Annotated in this window: 17 protein-coding genes; 7 read left to right on the plus strand and 10 right to left on the minus strand. The window is 72.0% G+C overall.

Features of this window, described 5'->3' with window-relative positions; all coding sequences use genetic code 11:
- Window positions 1–65: 65 nt before the first annotated feature.
- Both J3486_RS16230 and J3486_RS16235 read right to left on the minus strand, forming a co-directional pair.
- Complete coding sequence (locus J3486_RS16230) at window positions 66–1,292, minus strand: hypothetical protein (protein WP_207821011.1); 1,227 nt, start codon at window positions 1,290–1,292, stop codon at window positions 66–68.
- 109 nt (window positions 1,293–1,401) lie between these two features.
- Window positions 1,402–2,013, minus strand: coding sequence for a TetR/AcrR family transcriptional regulator (locus tag J3486_RS16235; protein WP_207821012.1), 612 nt, complete (start codon window positions 2,011–2,013; stop codon window positions 1,402–1,404).
- 231 nt (window positions 2,014–2,244) lie between these two features.
- Here J3486_RS16235 and J3486_RS16240 point away from each other — a divergent pair, with 231 nt between their 5' ends.
- Window positions 2,245–3,219, plus strand: a complete 975-nt coding sequence (locus J3486_RS16240) for an alpha/beta fold hydrolase (protein ID WP_207821013.1) — start codon at window positions 2,245–2,247, stop codon at window positions 3,217–3,219.
- Here the strand turns inward: J3486_RS16240 and J3486_RS16245 are convergent.
- The gene (locus tag J3486_RS16245; RefSeq protein ID WP_207821014.1) at window positions 3,171–4,109 is read right to left on the minus strand and encodes an EamA family transporter; all 939 of its coding nucleotides are present in this window, start codon (window positions 4,107–4,109) and stop codon (window positions 3,171–3,173) included. The two genes, J3486_RS16240 and J3486_RS16245, sit on opposite strands and share 49 nt — an antisense overlap.
- A gap of 39 nt (window positions 4,110–4,148) precedes the next feature.
- Here J3486_RS16245 and J3486_RS16250 point away from each other — a divergent pair, with 39 nt between their 5' ends.
- Window positions 4,149–4,673, plus strand: coding sequence for a MarR family winged helix-turn-helix transcriptional regulator (locus J3486_RS16250; RefSeq protein ID WP_207821015.1), 525 nt, complete (start codon window positions 4,149–4,151; stop codon window positions 4,671–4,673).
- 160 nt (window positions 4,674–4,833) lie between these two features.
- Entirely contained in the window at window positions 4,834–5,349 is a 516-nt protein-coding gene (locus J3486_RS16255; RefSeq protein ID WP_207821016.1) for a hypothetical protein, read from the plus strand.
- 13 nt (window positions 5,350–5,362) lie between these two features.
- Here J3486_RS16255 and J3486_RS16260 read toward each other — a convergent pair whose 3' ends face one another.
- Window positions 5,363–6,043 carry a DUF4232 domain-containing protein gene (locus J3486_RS16260; RefSeq protein WP_207821017.1) on the minus strand — a complete coding sequence of 227 codons (681 nt, stop codon included), beginning with the start codon at window positions 6,041–6,043 and terminating at the stop codon, window positions 5,363–5,365.
- A 545-nt stretch (window positions 6,044–6,588) separates the two neighbouring features.
- Between J3486_RS16260 and J3486_RS16265 the strand changes: the two genes are divergently transcribed.
- The 3 genes from J3486_RS16265 to J3486_RS16275 all read left to right on the plus strand — a co-directional run bounded on the left by J3486_RS16265 (window position 6,589) and on the right by J3486_RS16275 (window position 11,165).
- Complete coding sequence (locus J3486_RS16265; protein ID WP_207821018.1) at window positions 6,589–7,785, plus strand: EfeM/EfeO family lipoprotein; 1,197 nt, start codon at window positions 6,589–6,591, stop codon at window positions 7,783–7,785.
- A 109-nt stretch (window positions 7,786–7,894) separates the two neighbouring features.
- Window positions 7,895–9,130 carry an iron uptake transporter deferrochelatase/peroxidase subunit gene (gene efeB, locus J3486_RS16270; RefSeq protein ID WP_207821019.1) on the plus strand — a complete coding sequence of 412 codons (1,236 nt, stop codon included), beginning with the start codon at window positions 7,895–7,897 and terminating at the stop codon, window positions 9,128–9,130.
- 187 nt (window positions 9,131–9,317) lie between these two features.
- Window positions 9,318–11,165 carry a phospholipase C gene (locus tag J3486_RS16275; RefSeq protein WP_207821020.1) on the plus strand — a complete coding sequence of 616 codons (1,848 nt, stop codon included), beginning with the start codon at window positions 9,318–9,320 and terminating at the stop codon, window positions 11,163–11,165.
- 76 nt (window positions 11,166–11,241) lie between these two features.
- Here J3486_RS16275 and J3486_RS16280 read toward each other — a convergent pair whose 3' ends face one another.
- Together J3486_RS16280 and J3486_RS16285 are read right to left on the minus strand one after the other, a co-directional pair.
- Window positions 11,242–11,643: a hypothetical protein gene (locus tag J3486_RS16280; protein ID WP_207821021.1), complete on the minus strand. Its 402-nt coding sequence runs from the start codon at window positions 11,641–11,643 to the stop codon at window positions 11,242–11,244.
- A 277-nt stretch (window positions 11,644–11,920) separates the two neighbouring features.
- Window positions 11,921–13,396, minus strand: coding sequence for an FG-GAP and VCBS repeat-containing protein (locus J3486_RS16285; protein WP_207821022.1), 1,476 nt, complete (start codon window positions 13,394–13,396; stop codon window positions 11,921–11,923).
- A gap of 365 nt (window positions 13,397–13,761) precedes the next feature.
- Here J3486_RS16285 and J3486_RS16290 point away from each other — a divergent pair, with 365 nt between their 5' ends.
- Window positions 13,762–14,595 (plus strand): PIG-L family deacetylase, encoded by an 834-nt coding sequence (locus tag J3486_RS16290; RefSeq protein ID WP_207821023.1) that lies wholly within the window; start codon window positions 13,762–13,764, stop codon window positions 14,593–14,595.
- A 27-nt stretch (window positions 14,596–14,622) separates the two neighbouring features.
- On the opposite strand, the gene J3486_RS16295 is transcribed toward J3486_RS16290, so the two are convergent.
- The 4 genes from J3486_RS16295 to J3486_RS16310 form a co-directional block, all read right to left on the minus strand.
- Window positions 14,623–15,687, minus strand: coding sequence for an enoyl-CoA hydratase/isomerase family protein (locus tag J3486_RS16295; RefSeq protein ID WP_207821024.1), 1,065 nt, complete (start codon window positions 15,685–15,687; stop codon window positions 14,623–14,625).
- A gap of 90 nt (window positions 15,688–15,777) precedes the next feature.
- Window positions 15,778–16,365 (minus strand): TetR/AcrR family transcriptional regulator, encoded by a 588-nt coding sequence (locus J3486_RS16300; protein ID WP_207821025.1) that lies wholly within the window; start codon window positions 16,363–16,365, stop codon window positions 15,778–15,780.
- A complete protein-coding gene (locus J3486_RS16305) occupies window positions 16,362–17,870 on the minus strand; it encodes an MFS transporter (protein WP_307804830.1) in 1,509 nt (502 codons plus the stop codon). Before J3486_RS16305 ends, J3486_RS16300 begins: the two co-directional genes overlap by 4 nt.
- Before the next feature lie 82 nt (window positions 17,871–17,952).
- Complete coding sequence (locus J3486_RS16310) at window positions 17,953–18,654, minus strand: TetR/AcrR family transcriptional regulator (RefSeq protein WP_207821027.1); 702 nt, start codon at window positions 18,652–18,654, stop codon at window positions 17,953–17,955.
- Window positions 18,655–18,745 lie beyond the last annotated feature (91 nt).

Consider the following 18,745-nt stretch of genomic DNA (forward strand, 5'->3'; position numbering starts at 1 on the left):
GATCAGGCGGCTCGTACTCGTGCCGGAGAGTCGGGCGAGCACCGGCTGACGGTGCGGCGCCGCGCTCACCGGGCAGACAGCGGCTGCGGTTCCGGCACGGCCAGCTCCGTCAGCAGATGCGCGTACTTCTCGGGCCGGGTCTCGAAGTCGACCCGAGCGACGATCCCGGCCGGATCCGCGTCGGGACCGCGCAGCAGGTCGATCGACGTCTGAGCGAACTTGTCGACGGAGCCGCGCTGTTCGACCGTGGCGAGCAGTCGACGCAGCTCGCCCACCGCGTACTTGGCCGCTTCGCGTTCCTTCGCGTCCGCTCGTAGCATCTGCCGCTGGTCGGCCGCGGGCTCGGCCCTCTCCAGCAGGGGGCCGAGCAGGGCCGCCAACTCGGTCGCGCTCTGTACGGTGGCCCGGCCCTCGGGACCGACCCGGACCAGCACGCTCAGCGCGTTGAGCAGGTCGGCGACGCGCGGGTCGGACCGCTCCAGGAGTTCCCGGCCCGCGCCGGCCCGCACCGCACCCTCGGCCAGCACCTGCGCCGCGGCGGTCAGCCGCTCTGCCGCGCCCGGCTCCACACCGGGCATCCGCGACAGCACCGACGTCCCGGCATCGAGCACGTCCCGCGCGGTCCGTGTGCCGCACCGCCGCAGTTCCGCAGCGTCGAACCCACCGTCCGTCGCGTGCCGCAACTCCTCGATGGACACTCGGCCGAGGGCCTCGTCCACCAAGGACTGCCGCAACGGCTCCCATGCCGCACGCACCGCGTCCACGGCCCGCGCGTGATCCTGCGCGAGTCGACTCGCGACCTGCTCCAGGCACCGTGCCGTACGGACGACCGCGGGACTGGCACCGCTGAGCCGGTACAGCGAGCGGATACTGCCGCCGGTGACCCCCACGATGAGCACCACGAGCGACAGCCCGACCAGGTCGTCCGAGAGGTCCATCGCGTTGCCGCGCTCCGCGTCTCCTTGGCCGAGGACGAAGAGGTCGCCCTTGCGGAAGCCTTCGGTCACCATCCATCCGGTGTCCCAGCCGTGGCCGGTGTCGGGATCGTAGGCCCGGCCCTTGAGCAGAGAGTCCCGGTCGGGGTCGCACTGGTAGTGGCCCTTGCGCCGCTCCTTGGCGTAGGGGTCGGCCCAGGAGACGGTGCAGCTCCCGTCGGCCTTCTCGCTCAGCACGGTCAGGTCGACCTGCTTCGTCTCGGGATCTTCCGGAGCCGTCGCATAGACCACGAACGAGACCCCGAAGACGACCAGCCCCAGCGCGACCACCCATCGGAAGAACGGCACATGTGTCACTCGACCCCACCCCCGATCCGCACGTTGTTGCGTGCGCAACTATTTCAGGGTGCAGAAGATCAGGACAAGTCCGCGAAGTCGAGATCGCGCTGCCCGGACGGCGCCGAGGTCACATGCTCCGCCGGGCGGCCTGGGCACGTGCGGGCAGCGCCTGCGCGAGCGCGTCCACGGTCACGCCCACCACGGCTCGCAGCTGCGCCGGGCTCGCTCCGGATCGGCTCATGACGGCGAGCGACTGGTTCACGGCCGCCGCGTGCACGGCGAAGGCGTCGGCGTCCCCGTCGCTCATCCCGCCGGCCTTCAGCGCGGTACGCAGTCGCTGACACTGGGCGCCGAGTGCCCGCTCGGTGTGCGCGGCGACGGCCGGGCTGAGGACGGGAATGCCCATGGCCGACTGGGCGACCAGGCATCCGTCGGGCAGGTCGGGATCGGCGATGCGGTCGAGCGTGACGTCGAAGAACGCGCGGACGGCCGCGACGGCGTCGCAGGCCGCGTCCGCCAGGGCGGCGTCGTACTTCCCGCCGTAGCGCGCGGCGTAGCGATCCAGGCAGCGCAGGAACAGCGTGTCCTTGTCGCCGAGCGAGGAGTAGATCGAGCTGCGGTTCAGGCCGGTGGCCCGCGACAGGTCGTCGAGCGAGGTGTCGGCGTACCCCGCGTGCCAGAACTGGATCATCGCGGCGTCGAGCGCCGTATCCATGTCGAACTGCTTCTTGCCTGCCACGTGGCACGTCCCGCCGGTGTCGGTGTCGGTGTTCCGGATGCTGTCCCAGATCTTATCTTGAACTAGTCAGTTCAAGATGTGTTAGCTTGCGGGCCAGGCCGTGACCGGGGCTCACAACGAACCGGGACACCGCGGCGGACATCCCCGCCATCGCCGCCTCCCCCTGCTCCGCCGCGTTCCGCCCCCGGGCGAACCGCCGGACCAGCACGTTCCGACCCCTTGGAAGATCACATGAGCGTCTCCGCAGACCACCCCGTCCACGGCCTGCCCCTGCACGGCCTCACCGGCTTCACCCACCACTGGGTCGACGCGGGCGGCATCCGCCTTCACGCCGTCGAAGGCGGCCGGCCGACCGGTCCGGCCGTCGTCCTGCTCGCCGGGTTCCCGCAGACCTGGCGGGCCTGGCGCAAGGTCATGCCGCATCTCGCCGACCGGTTCCGTGTCATCGCGATCGACCTGCCGGGCCAGGGCCACTCCGAACGCCCGGCGCGCGGCTACGACACTCACACGGTCGCCGCCCACGTCCACGCCGCCGCGACAGCACTCGGGGCGCCCACCTACTGGCTGGCCGCGCACGACATCGGCGCCTGGGTCGCCTTCTCCCTCGCCCTCAACCACGAGAGCGATCTGCACGGACTGGCCCTGCTGGACGCCGGGATCCCCGGCGTCACCCTCCCGGACTCGATTCCCACCGACCCGGCCCGCGCCTGGAAGACCTGGCACTTCGCGTTCCACCTCGTGCCCGACCTGCCGGAGACCCTGCTCGCCGACCGCGAACGGGAGTACGTCAGCTGGTTCCTGAGGGCGAAGGCCCTGGACCCCGGCGCCTTCGACGACGCCGACCTCGACCACTACGCGGCGGCCCTCGCCGCCGACGGCGGCCTGAGCGCCTCCCTCGCCTACTACCGGGACGCGGCCGAGTCGGCACGCAGGAACCACGAGGCGCTCGGCCGACGGCACTTGACCCTGCCCGTCCTCGGCATGTCCAGCAGCCACGGCTCCATCCCGGACATGGCGGCCTCCCTCGGCCCGTGGGCCGACAACACCACCTCCGTGGTCGTGCCCGACGCCGGGCACTTCATCCCCGACGAACAGCCCGAAGCCGTCGCTGCCGCGCTGACCGGGTTCATCGCCGGCGGTGATCCGTCCGGCCCGTCTCACGGGGTGACGCCGTCGCGCTCGCGGTCCACCCGGCCGGTGTCCTGACGCGGGAGACCCGCTGACGGCGGACGCTTTCCGCCGCGGCGGCCGGGCCGCGCGGGCCGGCCGAGGACGACTCCGGCCAGGACCAGGACCAGCCCGCACAGTTGCTGCCCGGCCAACGGCTCCGCGGCGAGGGCCGTACCGAGCAGCACGCCCGTGACCGGGTTGAGCAGGCCGATCAGCCCCACGGTCCCGGCGGGCAGATGCCGAAGGCCGGTGAACCACGCCACGAAGGCCAACGCGGTCGCGATCAGCGCGACGTAGGCGAACGCGAGCAGCGCCGACGGGGAGAGCGCGGGAGGACGGCCCTCCGCGACCGCGGCGACGGGCAGCAGGAACAGACCGCCCGCCGTCAACTGCCAGGCGGTCGAGGCGAGTACGTCCACGCCGGCGCTCCACCGCTTGGTGAGGAGGTGACCGAAGGACGAGACCAGCAGCGCGGCAGCCGAGGCGAGGATGCCGGGCACGCTGGTCCCGTCCGTGCCCGTGAACAGCATGAGACACACCCCGGTGAGCCCGATCACGGCGCCGCCGAGGTGGGCGGCGCGGGGCCGCTCGGACACCACAGGCCAGGCGATGAGCATCATCGCCAGCGGGGACACCGCCATCACGGTCGAGGCGATGCTCGTCGCGAGCAGTTGCGAGGCGACGTAGACGAGCACGAAGAACACGCTCACGTTGAGCAGCCCCAGCACGGCGGACCGCCACCACCACGTGCCGCGCGGGCGCTGCCTGCGGACCGCCAGCAGGACCAGGCCGGCGGGCAGCGCCCGGAACGCGGCTCCGTACAGCGGGCTTCCCGCCGGGAGGAACTCGTGCGTGACGTAGTAGTTGGCCCCCCATGCCACCGGCGCGACCGCGGTCAGCGCCACCCAGCGTGCATTAGCTTCCATGGAAGACAATATAACTTCCCGGGAAGCTATGCTGGTGGCATGGAAGAACGGCACTCCCTGGACCGCGTGGCCCGCATCCAGGCCGACTGGCGCCGCGAGCGGCCCGACCTCGACACCTCCCCACAGGCGGTGATCGGCCGGCTGCACCGCCTGGCGGACCGGCTCACCGAGGAACTCCGCCTCGTCTACGGCCGGTACGGACTCAGCGAGGGCGAGTTCGACGTGCTGTGCGCGCTGCGCCGCGCCGGCGAGCCGTTCGAGCGGGCACCGGGCGAGCTCGCCGCCCACACCATGGTCACCACCGGGGCGATGACCAAGCGCATCGACCGCCTGGAGCGGGCCGGCCTCGTCACCCGCCGCCGTTCCGCCGACGATCAGCGCGGCCGCATCGTCGCCCTCACCGGCCCCGGTCGCGAACTGATCGACGAGGCGTTCACCGACCACATGCGCAACGAGCGGCGCCTGCTGAATCTCCTGACCCCCACCGAGGCCGCGGCGCTCGAACCACTGCTCACGACGTGGCTCTCCCGCATCGACCGGCCCGAACCGGCCGCGCCCCACTGACCGGACCCCGCGCCCTGCGAAGAGTTGCGACGAGCGTCCAGCAAGTTTGTGACGCATATGCCAAACTGCTCCAGGCGTCGGCACGTTCCCCCGTGGCGGCGTCGGCCACCCCAACAGAGCGTTCGCCCTTGCCGACGCGGATCGATGGAGCCTCGTTCGTGTGACAGCCTCCCTGATATCCCCCGGGGCTCAGTGGCTGGCCCACTGCCACTCCAGGCCAGGGCACATCCAGGAGCAGTGGGAACTCACCCTGACCGCCCGGATACCGGTGGGGATCCGCTTCGATGTGCTGAGCATGCTGCAGCCGCTGGCCCTGACCCTGCTCTGGGAGCTGGCCGCCGAGGCCGAGGGGATCCCCGTCCTGGAGGAACACGCCCAACGCCCCGCCTTCCACTTCCTCGTACGCCCCGGCGGCATGGACGGCTGGCCGCACTCCCCCGACACGACGATCCTCACCCGCGGCGCGATGTTCACCGTGCCCTCCCCCGCGGACGATGCCGTCGTCGGTGCCCAGCAGCACGGACTGCTGTGGCGCACGGCCCCCGACGGCACCGGACGGGTGGCCGACCCCGACGTCCTGCGCGCCGCGCTCGCCCGGGCCCGCGACCCCGAACGCCAGGCCGCCCGGGTCCGCGCCGCACGCTCCGACTTCTGGGGCTCCCGGCACACGAGGTGAGAGCCCCGGGCCCCTACTTGGTCGTGTGGGTGGGGTAGACCTCGACATCGGTGTAGGCGCCCTTGATGTCCCCGGCGCCCTCGGGCCACGCCAGGCTCACGGTGTGGGTCTCGTTCGGAGGCGTCACCAGGATGTCGGTCGGGGACGCGAGGCTGCTGCCGCTGCTGTCGATGGCGTAGGCGAGGTCGAAGACGGCGGCGTCGCCGGGCTTCAGGGTGGTGATGCGCGGCTGGGCGTTGCCGCGCGCGATGGGGTTCGAGGTGTGGTCGACGTCCTTGATGTCGACGCCCGGGAAGCCCGTGGCGGAGCAGGTGGTCGAACCCCGGTTGATCATCGTGATGTCGATCCGGCCGGTCTCCTTGTCGGGAGCGGCGTCCTGGGCGTCGATGGCCAGGTCCTGCGTCTTGCAGAACGTGACCTTGGCGCCGGCATTGGTGGCGCCGCCCGCGGCATCGTTCGTCCCGCCGGAACTCGGCTTCGCGTCACCGGCCTGTGCACCGCCGGAGCCCGAACCGCTGTCCGACGTCGAGCCGCCGTTCGCGGCGGGGGACGAGGACGACGAGGCCGACGGCGCGGACGAGGAACCCTGGGAGGACGCGTCGCCGCCCGAGCCGTCGTTGTTGTCGCAGGCGGTGAGCGACAGGGCGGCGACGACGGAGATGGCGGCCAGGGCGGTGAGGCGCGTGGACTTCATGCTGTTCCCCCGGAAACGGTGCGGTGCGGTGCGGTGCGTGCGGTCGGAAGTATTTGTATCCCGCAGCGAGTCACAGGCGGTTCCTCGCTTTGTCCTCGTTCTGTCACCGGCGCCGGGGCCTCACCGGCCGCGCCGCAAAGGCGCGTCGAGAGTCAGCAGCCCGTCACCGGTCGACCGGCGACACGCGATCGAACCCGGTCACGCGCAGGATCCGCCGCACCGACCCCTCCAGGCTGCCGGCCAGGTCGATCACGGTCTCCATGGAGTCGGGCGGCAGGTCCAACTCCCGTTACCAGGAATGCAGATGACGCTCGGTGCGGCCCACCACGTCCGCGCACGTTACGGACAGCCGTAGGGACTGCCCCCGAAGCCGTCCATGCCAGGGGCCGTCGTGAGCAGCACTGTCCCGTGCGACGTCGCCTGCGTCTCGGGCGAGGTGAAGCGGGGTGCAATTCTTGGTCATGAGTTTCTGTGCGACCGCTGTTCGAGCCGGGTGTGCCGCCTAGCATGTGCCCGTCACACACGGAACGACCCGGGAGGCCCGGATGTCGAGGTCCGGCCCCGGGCGGCGCAGGGCGCTGTGGTCGGCCGGTGCGGTCGCCGTGCTGGGCTGTCTGGTCGGCGGTCTGGTCGCCGTGCTCCCGGGTTCGCACACGCACGACGGGGCGGCGAGCGCTGTGCGGCGTACGGGCGTGGAGGTGTCCGCGGGGCACTGCGGCCGCGGCTGGGACGCGCCGGCGTCCGGGCTTCAGGTGTTCGCGCTGCACAACACCACCGGTGCGGCGGCCGAGGTGTTCCTGGAGGACCCCCACAGCCACGCCGTGTTCGGTGAGGTGGAGGACATCGGTCCCGGCACCACGCGGGAGCTGACCGTGCGCCTGGGCAAGGGGGCGTACGCGTTCACGTGCGTGCCCGAGGACACCGACGCGGTCACCGGACCCACGGTCCGGATCCGCACCGGACGTTCCGGCCCGGCCGCGGCGCCGGTCACCGAGCACGACCTGATCCCGCCCGCCCTCGCCTACCAGAAGTGGGTCGCCGCCGGGCTCGACAAAGTCGTCCGGCTGACCGGAACCCTCCGCGGCGCCGTCGACCGGGGAGATCTGGGCGCCGCCCGCGCGGCCTGGCTGCCCGCGCATCTTCAGTACGAGCGCATGGGCGCGGCCTACGACGCGTTCGGAGACGCCGACGGGGCGATCAACGGCATCGACGCCGGGCTGCCCGACGGCGTGCACGACAAGGACTTCACCGGCTTCCACCGTGTCGAGTACGGGCTGTGGCACCACCAGTCGGCCCGCCGACTGCGGTCCCCCGCCGGGGCGTTGCTCAAAGCGGTGACCGCACTGCGCGACAGCTGGGCGCAGGCGCGGATGGATCCGGCGCAGCTCGGGTTGCGGGCGCACGAGATCCTGGAGAACACCGTGCAGTTCGAACTGACCGGCCGGACCGACTACGGCAGCGGCTCGAACCTGGCCACAGCGCGCGCCAACATCGACGGCACCCGCGAAGTGCTGTCCCGGCTGCGCCCCCTGCTCACCAGCCGCTACCCCGAACTCACGGACCTGGAGCAGGCGTTGGGCAGCGCCGGACAGTTGCTCGACGGGCTGCGACACCACGGCCGCTGGACCCCGGTCGGTTCACTGGGCCGCGCCCGGCGCGAACACGTCGACGCCGCGTTCGGCGATCTGGTGGAGCGGCTCGCTTCGGTGGCGGCCCTGTGCGATCCGCGCAGGACGGTATGAGCGGCGCGCACGTGCCGGTCACGCCGCGCAGGAGACGGGCCGGCCCGTCTCCTGGGGGCCGCGGCCGTCCCCGCCTGTCCGCCTCTCCCCCAGCACCTCGGAGCACCGTATGAATCCGTCCGACACAGCGACCGGTGGCGTCGGGCGGCGACGGCTGCTGCGCGGGGCCGCCCTCGTCGGCGCGGGCCTGGCCACCGGCGGCGCCGCCGAACCCGCGCAGCGGGACGGGGCGGCGAAGGTCGCCTCCGTCGCCCCGTTCCACGGGGCGCGGCAGGCGTCCGTCGTCGCGGCGCCCCGCCGGGCCACCGCGCTCGTCTCGTTCGACGTCACCGCCGAGAACCGCGCCGAACTGGGCGACGTACTGCGGACGTTGACGCACCGGGCCCGGTTCCTCGCCACCGGCGGGCTGCCCGATCCCGCCGGGGTGACGGCTGCGCCCGCCGACTCCGGGATCCTCGGCGAGCGGGTGCCGGGCGGTGCGCTCGCGGTCACCGTGGGCGTGGGGGCGTCGCTCTTCGACGAACGCTACGGCCTTGCGCGGGACAAGCCGACGCGGCTCACCGCGATGCCGGTGTTCCCCGACGACGACCTCAAGTCCGCGTGGTGCCACGGCGATGTGAGCCTGCAGCTGCACGCCGACGACCGCGACACCGTGCTGCACGCGCTGCGCGACATCGCCCGGCACACCCGTGGCGGCCTGCAGGTGCGCTGGCGCATCGACGGGTTCAGCTCGCCGCCCCGCCCCTCGGGGACGCCCCGCAACCTGATGGGGTTCAAGGACGGCACCGCCAATCCCGACTCCGCCGACCGCCGCGCGATGGAGCGCCTCGTCTGGGTCGGCAAGGGCGGCGGTGAGCCCGCGTGGGCGGTCGGCGGCAGCTATCAAGTCGTGCGCCTGATACGGATGCTGGTGGAGTTCTGGGACCGGGTCTCGCTCAGTGAGCAGGAGCGGATGTTCGGCCGGGCGCGGGAGACCGGGGCGCCGCTCGACGGGAACGCCGAGCACGACACACCGCGCTTCACCGACGACCCCAAGGGCGACGTGATCCCGCTCGACGCACACATCCGGCTCGCCAACCCCCGCACCCCGGGCACCGCGCAGCAGCGGATCCTGCGCCGCGCGTACAACTACGACCTGGGCACCGACGCCAACGGCAACCTCGACATGGGGCTGCTGTTCTGCTGCTACCAGCAGGACGTACGGCGGCAGTTCGAGACCGTGCAGAAGCGGCTGGCGGGCGAGCCGCTGACCGACTACATCTCCCCCTTCGGCGGCGGCTACTTCTTCGCGCTGCCCGGGGTGCGCGACAAGGACGACTGGTACGGGCGCGCCCTGCTGGCGTGACGGCGGCCTGCTCCGCCACGAAAAGGTTCCGCGTACAACTAGTCAATTGCTGGTCAAGATTCAACCTGCTTCATCCGAACCGGTGTTCACTCAATCGCCACCGCTACTGCGCCGGCACGCCGTTCGAACCGCGAAGGATCCGGGAGCGGACCGCTCTGGGAAGACATCGGCCGGAGGATGAACACGCATGGCCAGCAAGGGAAGCAGAGCAGCGATACGGAGCGTGGGGGCACTGGCGGGTGCCGCCGCGCTCACGGTCCTCGGTGGCGCCGCGCCCTCTTGGGCCGCGGCCCCCGGGGGCCAACCCCACCAGCACGGCGCCGGGACGGCGACCCCGATCAAGCATGTGGTCGTGCTGTTCGACGAGAACATCTCCTTCGACCACTACTTCGGTACGTATCCGCAGGCCGCCAACACCGACGGCACGAAGTTCAGGGCGTCCAGGCGGACCCCGAAGGACATCGACACGCTGGCGCACGCGGGGCTGCTCAAGGAGAACCCCAACCAGTACGCGCCCAAGCGGCTCGCCTCCTCGCAGGCGATGACCTGCGACCAGAACCACTCCTACGGGCCGGAGCAGTACGCGTACGACGGCGGCAAGGCCGATCAGTTCGTGCAGAACACCGAGGTCGACAAGTGCAGCGGCGGCCTGTTCGGCGAGCCGGGCCTGGTCATGGACTACTACGACGGCAACACCGTCACCGGCCTGTGGAACTACGCCCAGAACTATGCGATGAGCGACCGCTCCTACAGCTCCAACTACGGTCCCTCCTCGCCCGGCGCGATCAACCTGATCTCCGGCAACACGCACGGCATCGTCTCCACCGACCCGACGTCCGGCACGGAGAACCCCCGGCAGACCGCCACCCCGGACAAGTACGTGGTCCAGTCGCCGGACGCCGAGGGCGTCGGCACGATGATCAACGACCCGGACCCGGCGTACGACGACTGCTCGGGCAAGGACCACACCTCCACCAGCGCGCTCGGCGCGATGCAGGGCAGGAACATCGGTGACCTACTCAACTCCCGTGACGTGTCGTGGGGTTGGTTCCAGGGCGGCTTCCGGCCGTCGAGCGCGTGGAACGGCGAGTCCGGCTCGTACGCGAAGTGCGACACCGCGCACGCCAATGTCGGCGGCGCCTCGGTGACCGACTACAGCCCGCACCACAATCCGTTCGCGTACTACAAGTCGACGGCGAACCCGCACCACCTGGCGCCCAAGAGCGTCTCGGAGATCGGGCACGACGGGCAGGCCAACCACAACTACGACCTCACCGACTTCTCGGCCGCACTCACATCCGGGAACCTGCCGGCCGTCAGCTTCCTGAAGGCCGGTTCGTACCAGGACGGGCACGCCGGTTACTCCGACCCGATCGACGAGCAGCACTTCCTGGTGAGCCAGATCAACGCGATCCAGAGCTCGCCGCAGTGGAAGTCGACCGCGGTCGTCGTCGCCTACGACGACTCCGACGGCTGGTACGACCACGCGTACGTGACACCGCGCAACGGCTCGAACGACACCGCGGCCGGTTCCAACGGCAAGTCGTTCGACGCCCCCGCCTGTCAGAGCGCGCCCGCGGCCGAGGGTGGCTACCAGGACCGCTGCGGCCCCGGCACGCGTCAGCCGCTGCTGGTGATCTCCCCGTACAGCAAGGTCAACAAGGTCGATCACCGGCTGACCAACCAGGCGTCGATCACCCGCTTCATCGAGGACAACTGGCGCACGGACCGCATCGGCGACCACTCCTTCGACGCCTCCGCGGGCTCGCTGTCCGGTCTGTTCGACTTCAGGCACCCCAACGACAAGCAGGTGCTGCTCAACCAGGACGGTTCGGTGCGGTCGGTCGGCGCGATCCACGAGGTCGCCCCGGTCGCCGCGCACATCACTCCGGGCCCGGCGATGGAGAACACGGCCGCCACGACCGACTCCGGCCTTCCGGCCCTGTCGGTCGGTCTCGGTGTGGGCGCTTTGCTCGCCACCGGTGCCACCGGGACGTACCTCACCCTGCGGCGCAGGCAGCGCACCACCGCCTGATCCGCACCCCGAACTGCTCGGCACGGCCCCGCGCTCCCGGGGCCGTGCCGAGCGGCATTGCGCGCGTCCGCCCCCCCTACACGGAGTACGTTCCGCGGCTGACGACGCGTATCAGTTGCGCCTCCGCGAGGTGGGACAAGTCGGTCCTCGCGGCCCTGCGGTCGGCGGGACTTCCGTTGTCCGCCTTCAGGCCGAACGCCTTGTAGGCGGCGCCGGCCCGCTTGTCGTCCCACTTGCCACCGGCGTAATGCATCAGCGCCAGCAGATGCAGCGCCCTCGGAGCGTCGGCCGCCAGGACCGACGGGGCCGGTGCCACGGGCGGCGGCGCCGAAGCAGCCTCCGGCGCCGGCGCCGCCAGCGCGAGCACCGCATGGGTCAGCGCTTCCAGCAGACGCTCGGTACGCTCGGCGCCTTCCGCCTTCTCTCCGTTCTGCAACGCCTCGATCGCGGCCTGCTCCTGAACTGAACGTTCGGACACGACGCCCCCTTCACATCGTCGGATTCGGCGACGGCATCCTTCCCAACGGGCTTGCGCGGGAAGCCGGTTGGCTCAGGGACGTCGACGTAGGGGGCCAGGGCGCGCCCGGCGCGTGCGCGTCGTGCCCAGGAGGGCGAGGACGCCTTGGTCAGGGCCGTGCGCAGCTCACTCGTCGAGTCCGGCAGGGCGAGACGTTCTCATACCGCGCGGCGGCGGAGCGGACCGGGTTCATGGCCGCCTGTTCGTGCGGCCATGACCCGTTTCGCGTGGTGGGGAGCTACGGAATCACGGTGGTGGGGCCGTTGTCCCCGCTGATGTCCTCGCCGTACAGCGCCTTCGACGAGGGGGCGCCGATGTCCGTCGGGTTCAGGGCCACAGAGTTCGAGGCCGTCAGACCGCCGGTGGCGCCGCGCAGCTGCCACACCGCGCCGCCGTTCACGACGGAGCCGAGGTTCTCGCCGGGGGCGCCGGCGATCAGGTCCGCCTTGTTGTCGCCCGTGACGTCGACGAGGCGCAGTGCCGCACCGAACACGTCGCCGGATTCGGCGACGCCCGGTACTCCCGTCGTGTCCTGGTGGAACGCCTGGGCGCCCGTACCGGTGAGTCCGCCCTTGCCGCCCTTGAGCAGCACCACGGCGCCGGCCTTCGCCTTCGAGCCGATGGCCTCGCCGGGGACGCCGACGGCCAGGTCGGGGTATCCGTCGCCGTTCGCGTCACCGGTGCCGAGGCGGCCGCCGAACTGGTCGCCCTTCTCGCTGGCGCCGGGCACGCCGGACGTGCTCTGCGTGATCGTCTTCGTACGGGTCTTGCTCGGGCCGGTCGGCGAGCCGTAGTAGATCTTGACGGTGCCGGGGTCGGTGTCGGTGCCCTCGGTGAGTTCGCCCGGCCAGACCCGGGTGGCGAGGTCGGCGTAGCCGTCCTTGTCGAAGTCGGCGACGGCGGTCGTGGCGGCGGAGGGCAGTGCGGTCGGGGTGGTCGACAGGCCGCTCTTGGTGCCGGGCCAGAGCTTGCCGCCCTCGGCGTGGTTCTCGTAGACGTAGAACGTCGCGAGGTCCTCGATGCCGTCGCCGTTGAAGTCGCCCGCCGCGGTCTCGTTGATGAAGTTGTCGGTGCTGAACACCTTCACCTGCTGCTCGCGGGCGGGAGTGCCGTCGCGGTGCAGGGGACCGTAGAGCACGTCGTGGTAGTCGTAGTCACCTCCGTTCTTCATGAACAGGTCGGTGTGCCCGTCGCCGTCGAAGTCACCGGCGGTCAGGTCGTCACCGACCTCGCCGCCCGTCGGGGTGGCGATGCGGACGGCGCCCTGCCCGGAGATACCGGCCTTGCTGCCCCACAGGACGATCACCGATCCGTAGGCGTCGGCCTGAGGTGCGCTGCCCAGAGCGGTCACCGCCAGATCGGTCAGACCGTCGCCGTCCAGGTCGCGGGCGATGAGCGCGTAGCCGAACTGGTGGTCGTCGCCGGAGGCGCCGGGCACGCCGGCGGTGTCCTCGGAGATGACGGTGGTGTGCGTGGCGTCGATGCCGTGCGCCGAGCCGTAGTTGATCGTGATGTAACCGGCCCAGGTGTGGCCGCCGACCTTCCCTCCGGGCGCGGCGACGGCGACGTCCTGGTATCCGTCTCCGTTGAAGTCCTCGCGCACGGTGGTGGCGGGGGTGGCCGCGGACGAGACGCCCGCGGCGAGCGGTACGCCGGCCGACCCGATCAGGGCGGCGGCCACGGCGGTCGAAATGGCGGGGCGGCGGATGCCCACGGTTCCTCCTTAGGGGCGCGTGCGGCAGGTGGGCCGCGTGCGCTGATGCGAATACATCTGCGAGACGCGTGGAAACGCTCGATGGTTGCGCGGCGAACGGGACTTGAACGCGAGTGCTCCCCTCCCCCGCTCCCGGTCCGGGGGCGGCGGGGAGGTCGTCGTACGAACTCCGAGTCCCGCCGCGTCAGGTGGTGCGCCCGAGCGGGAACAGGTTGTCCGGTCGTCACTGTTGCACCGTCGAGGGGCCGGTCCCGTACCGGTGGGGCCGCGCGCGTCGCGTGTCGTCCGCCCCGGCACGAACCGACCCCGGGGGCATGCGCCCCACGATGTACGTACTGAATTGCTCTTCGCAGGAGGATGTTTCCGTGACCGACCGTCCCTTGACGCTCATGGCAGTGCACGCCCACCCCGACGACGAGGCGACCGGAACCGGAGGTGTCCTCGCCCGGTACGCGGCGGAGGGGATCCGCACGGTTCTGGTGACCTGTACCGACGGCGCTTGCGGTGACGGACCGGGAGGCGTCAAGCCCGGTGATCCCGGGCATGATCCGTCGGCCGTCGCCGCGATGCGCCGGCAGGAGCTGGAGGCGAGCTGCGGCGTCCTCAAGGTCAGTGATCTGGAGATGCTCGACTACGGCGACTCCGGAATGATGGGCTGGCCCAGCAACGACGCCCCCGGCGCGTTCTGGCAGACCCCCGTGGAGGAAGGCGCCGCGCGCCTCGCGGAGCTGATGCGGCACTACCGTCCCGATGTGGTCGTCACCTATGACGAGAACGGCTTCTACGGGCACCCGGACCACATCCAGGCGCACCGCATCACGATGGCGGCGGTGGAGATGTCCGGGCTGACGCCGAAGGTGTACTGGACGACGATGCCCCGCTCCGGCATGCAGCGATTCGGCGAGATCATGCGCGAGTTCATGCCGGACATGCCCGAGCCCGACCCGGCCGAGGCCGAGGCGATGGCGAAGATCGGGCTGCCCGACGACGAGATCAGCACGTGGGTGGACACGACGGGGTTCAGCGGCCAGAAGTTCGACGCGCTGGCCGCGCACGCCAGTCAGGGGGAGAACATCTTCTTCCTCAAGATGGGCAAGGAGCGGTTCGGCGAGCTGATGGGCATGGAGGCGTTCGTGCGGGTGCAGGACCCGACCGGCGCCCCTCTCCCCGAGAACGATCTCTTCGCCGGGCTGCGCTGACCCGTCCGTCGGTGAACCGGGTCCGGTTCAGGCCAGGCCCAGTTCCCGCTCGCCCAGTGACCTGAAGCTGCGTTCGACGTCGGCGGCCGTCACCTCCGTGAGGACGGCCGGGTGCCAGGCGGGTGCGCGGTCCTTGTCGATGATCTGGGCGCGGATGCCCTCGGGCAGATCGTGCGTGTCCAGGGCGGCGCACGTCACCCGGAACTCCTGGTCCAGGGCCTGTTCCAGGCGGTCCATGTCCGCCGCGCGGCGCAGGGAGGCCAGGGTGGTCTTCACGGCGGTGGGGGATTTCGACAGGATCGTCTCGGCGGCCTCCTTGGCCGCCGTCTCTCCGGAGGCGAGGAGCCGGTCGACGATCTCCTCGACGGTGTCGGCGGCGTAGCAGGCGTCGATCCAGGGCCGCTGCTCGGCGAGCCGCCCCTCGGGGGCCGCGACGGCGTGGCGGGCGACGGCCTCGGGTGCGGGCAGCCGCGCGAGGTCGGTCCGCAGGTCGTTCAGCGAGGCCGACGGTACGTGGTGGTCGGCCAGTCCGCACAGGATCGCGTCGGCGGCGCCCGCCGCCTCGCCGGTCAGCGCCAGATGGGTGCCGAGCTGCCCCGGTGCGCGGGCCAGGAGGTAGGTGCCGCCGACGTCCGGGACCAGGCCGATGGTGACCTCCGGCATGGCGACGCGGGAGCGCTCGGTGACCACGCGGATGCCGCCGTGCGCGGACAGGCCGACGCCGCCGCCCATGACGATGCCGTCCATGAGTGCGACGTACGGCTTCGGGTAGTGCGCGATCCGGGCGTTGAGGCGGTACTCGGCGCGCAGGAACGCCTCGGACGCAAAGTGGTCGCCGCTGCGGGCGTCGTCGTGGAAGAGCCGGATGTCGGCGCCGGCGCACAGGCCGCGCTCGCCCGCCCCCTCGATCACGACCGTCGCCACGCCCGGATCGTGCGCGAAGTCGTCGAGGGCCGCCGCGATGCGGCGCAGCATGGGGGGCGTCAGGGCGTTGAGCGCCCGGGGGCGGTTGAGCAGGACACGGCCCGCGTGGCCGTCGACGCTGGTCAGCACGTCACCGGCGGAGTTCTCTGCGGAGTCGGGGGAGGGCATGACGATCCTTCCGGGCAAGATCACGACCCTGCCATCCCTATCATTCCGGGCGGTCCCGGCCGACTCCGCCTGCGGCCGGGCGCCGCGACGTCACCCGTCGGTCCACGGGACGTCGGCCCGCTCGGGCGCGCCCAGCATGTCCGTCAACACGTCGACGACCTCGTCCACTTCGGCGTCGGCCAGGTCGTCGAACGCCCCGGAGTGGCGGGCCAGCAGGACGCCGGAGACCGCCGCGACCAGGATGTCGGCGCGCAGGCCCGGTCGGTCGCGGCCCTCCTGTTCGAACCGGATGCGCAGCGGTGTCACGAGGCGATCGTGCAGGGCCGCGCGCGTGGCCTGCTGGGCGGCCGCGTCCCGCAGCGGCTCGACGGCGACCCGCAGCAGGGGGACCGGGCCGCGGCGCTCCGCGCGCCGGGCCACGTCGCGCAGCCGGGTGGCGGTCAGCAGGTCGTCGGGCGCGTCGTCGCCGTGTTCGGCTCGCAGTACCTCCACGTACAGCAGCGGCTTGCTGCCGAAGTAGCGGGCGATCAACGACGCGTCCACACCGGCCCGTTCACCGATCTCGCGGATGGTGGTGCGGTCGTAGCCGCGCTCCGAGAACAGGGCCGTCGCCGCGGCCAGCAGTGCCTCCCTGCTGCGGGCGGAGTCGCGGCGCGGCTGCGGGCCCGCCGCGCTCACAGTCCGCTCCGGGTGGCCGGTGAGGGCGCCGGGTCCACCGCGCCCGCGGGGGTGGCCCGCACCGCTGCCACCACGGACGGCCGCGGCCGCAGCCCGCCCCGGGTGAGGGCCACGGCGAGGACGCCGGTGACGGCGAAGGCGGCGCAGCCGACGAGGCCCGCCGTGCGGTAGCCGTCGTTGCCCGGCAGGCTCGCCCCGGGGGCGGTCGCGGCCTGGAGCACTACCGCGCTGAGCGCGCTTCCTGTCGAATAGCCGATGTACTTCACGACCTGATTGAAACTCATCGCGCTGCCCGTCTCCGCCGCCGGCACCCCGGCGACGATCAGACCGGGGGTCACCGCGAAGGTGACGCCCACGCCCAGACCGGCGAGCGCCATCATCGTGCCGATGCCCCACAGGCTGGAGCGGGCGAGCAGGAAGCAGACCAGGGAGCCGAGGGAGAGCAGGCAGCCGAGCGGCAGCATCCGGCCGGGCGTCGCGGCCCCGCCCAGCAGGCCCACGAGGCGGCCGGTGACGAGGCTGGCCGCGGAGAACGGCACCAGAAGCAGTCCCGTGACCACGATCGAGGCGCCGAAACCGTATCCGGCGGAGTCCGGGGTCTGGACGTAGCGGGTCACGAGGGCGATGAGGAGGTACGTGCCCACGCCGCCGACCATCGTGGTCAGGTTGGCGACGAGGACGCCGCGGTCCTTGACCTGCCGCACCTGGACCAGCGGGTGGCTGCTGCGCAGCGAGTGCCCCACCCAGCCGGCGAGCAGCAGCACCGCGGCGGCGGCCAGGGCGATCAGCGGGAGGGAGCCCCAGCCCCAGCGCTCCCCCTCGGCCAGCGCCATCAGCAGTGCGGCCATGCCGCAGGCGAGGAGCAGGGCGCCGGGCAGGTCCATGCGCACGCCGGGGCGCAGCGGTGCGCGGGGCACCACGAGCACGGCGGCGGTGAGGGCGGCCGCGGCGGTGGCCGCCGCGAACCAGAAGCCCGCGTACATGCCCAGGTACTCGGCGAACATGCCGGTGATCGGATACCCGAGGCCGATCCCGGCCGCGGTGGTCAGCGACAGCGTCGCCACCGCCGAGCGGGCCCGTGCGGCGGGCAGCGCGTCACGCGCCGTGGCGATGGCGAGCGGGACCAGGCCCATGCCGACGCCCTGGAGGGCGCGGCCCACCAGCAGACAGGCGAAGCCCAGCGGCAGCGCCGCGAGGAGACTGCCGACGAGCACGAAGGTGAGGCCGCCCAGGATGACCCTCTTGCGGTGCGGTCCGTCGCCGAGCCGCCCCATCACCGGTGTCGCGACCGCGCCGACGAGCATCGTCACCGTCAGTGCCCACTGCGCCGTCGAGACCGCCACGTGGTCCTCGGCGGCGATGGTGGGGATGAGCGGCGCGCCCAGGCTGCTCACCACGGCGACCAGCATGCCGAGCGAGACGAGGACGGGGACCAGGGCCCGGGGGTGGCGGAGCACCGGAGCCACGGGATCGGTGGTCGTGGGCGCCGGTATGGAGGGCTGCACGGAGGGCTTTCCCCTTCTTGTCATCAGTCGATGTCATCACATGATGACATGGCCGATGCGGCGCTCCTGCCGCGCTCGGGTGCTACGTCCGGTCCAGCTGGGCCGCGGCGCTCGCCAGCAGGGTGTCCAGGACGAGCGGGTAGGCGCTCCGGTTCATGCGGTCCGCCAGCAGGTGTGCGGTCGCGGCGATGTGGGGGTGGGTGGCGGCCGGCAGCCTTGCGTAGGTGGAGTTCCACATCTCCTCGTCCGTCTCGCGGGCCCGGTCGGTGAGGGTCAGCGCTCCGGCGTCCAGGGCCGCGAAGGCCAGGGTGAGGTCGATGAACGCGTGGTACGTGCGCACCGCCACCGGGTCGGGGAACCCCGCCGCGCGCAGGATGCCGAGGATCGTCTCGTCCGCGGCGATCTCGCGGGGGCGGCCGGTGACGCGGCTGGCGGTGAGGACGGCGGCCTGGGGGTGCGCCAGGTAGGAGGCGTGGACGGCGCGGCCCAGGGCGCGCAGGTCGGCCTGCCAGTCGCCGGTGGCCCGCCAGGCGTCGAGCGCCCGCCCCATCAGCTCCTCTCCGATGGCGCGCGTGAGGTCGTCGAGCCCGGCGAAGTAGCGGTACAGGGTGCTGGGGTCGGCGCCGAGCGCGACGCCGAGCCTGCGGACGGTCAGTCCGTCGCTGCCGTGTTCGCGGAGCATCCGCAGCGCCGTGTCCACGATCAGCTTCTCGGACAGGACCGTGCCGTTGCGGGTCGGCCTGCGCCTGCGGCGCGCCTCCTCCGGAACCACCTTCTTCGCCATGCCGGGCCCTCCCGTCGCACCGCTCTTATGCCAACGGCGTTGACCTTAACGCGCGTCGTCGCGTTCCCTCAGGTCACCCCGCGGACTCCGC

This window comes from Streptomyces sp. VRA16 Mangrove soil, assembly GCF_017377775.1.
Classification (GTDB): Bacteria; Actinomycetota; Actinomycetes; order Streptomycetales; family Streptomycetaceae; genus Streptomyces.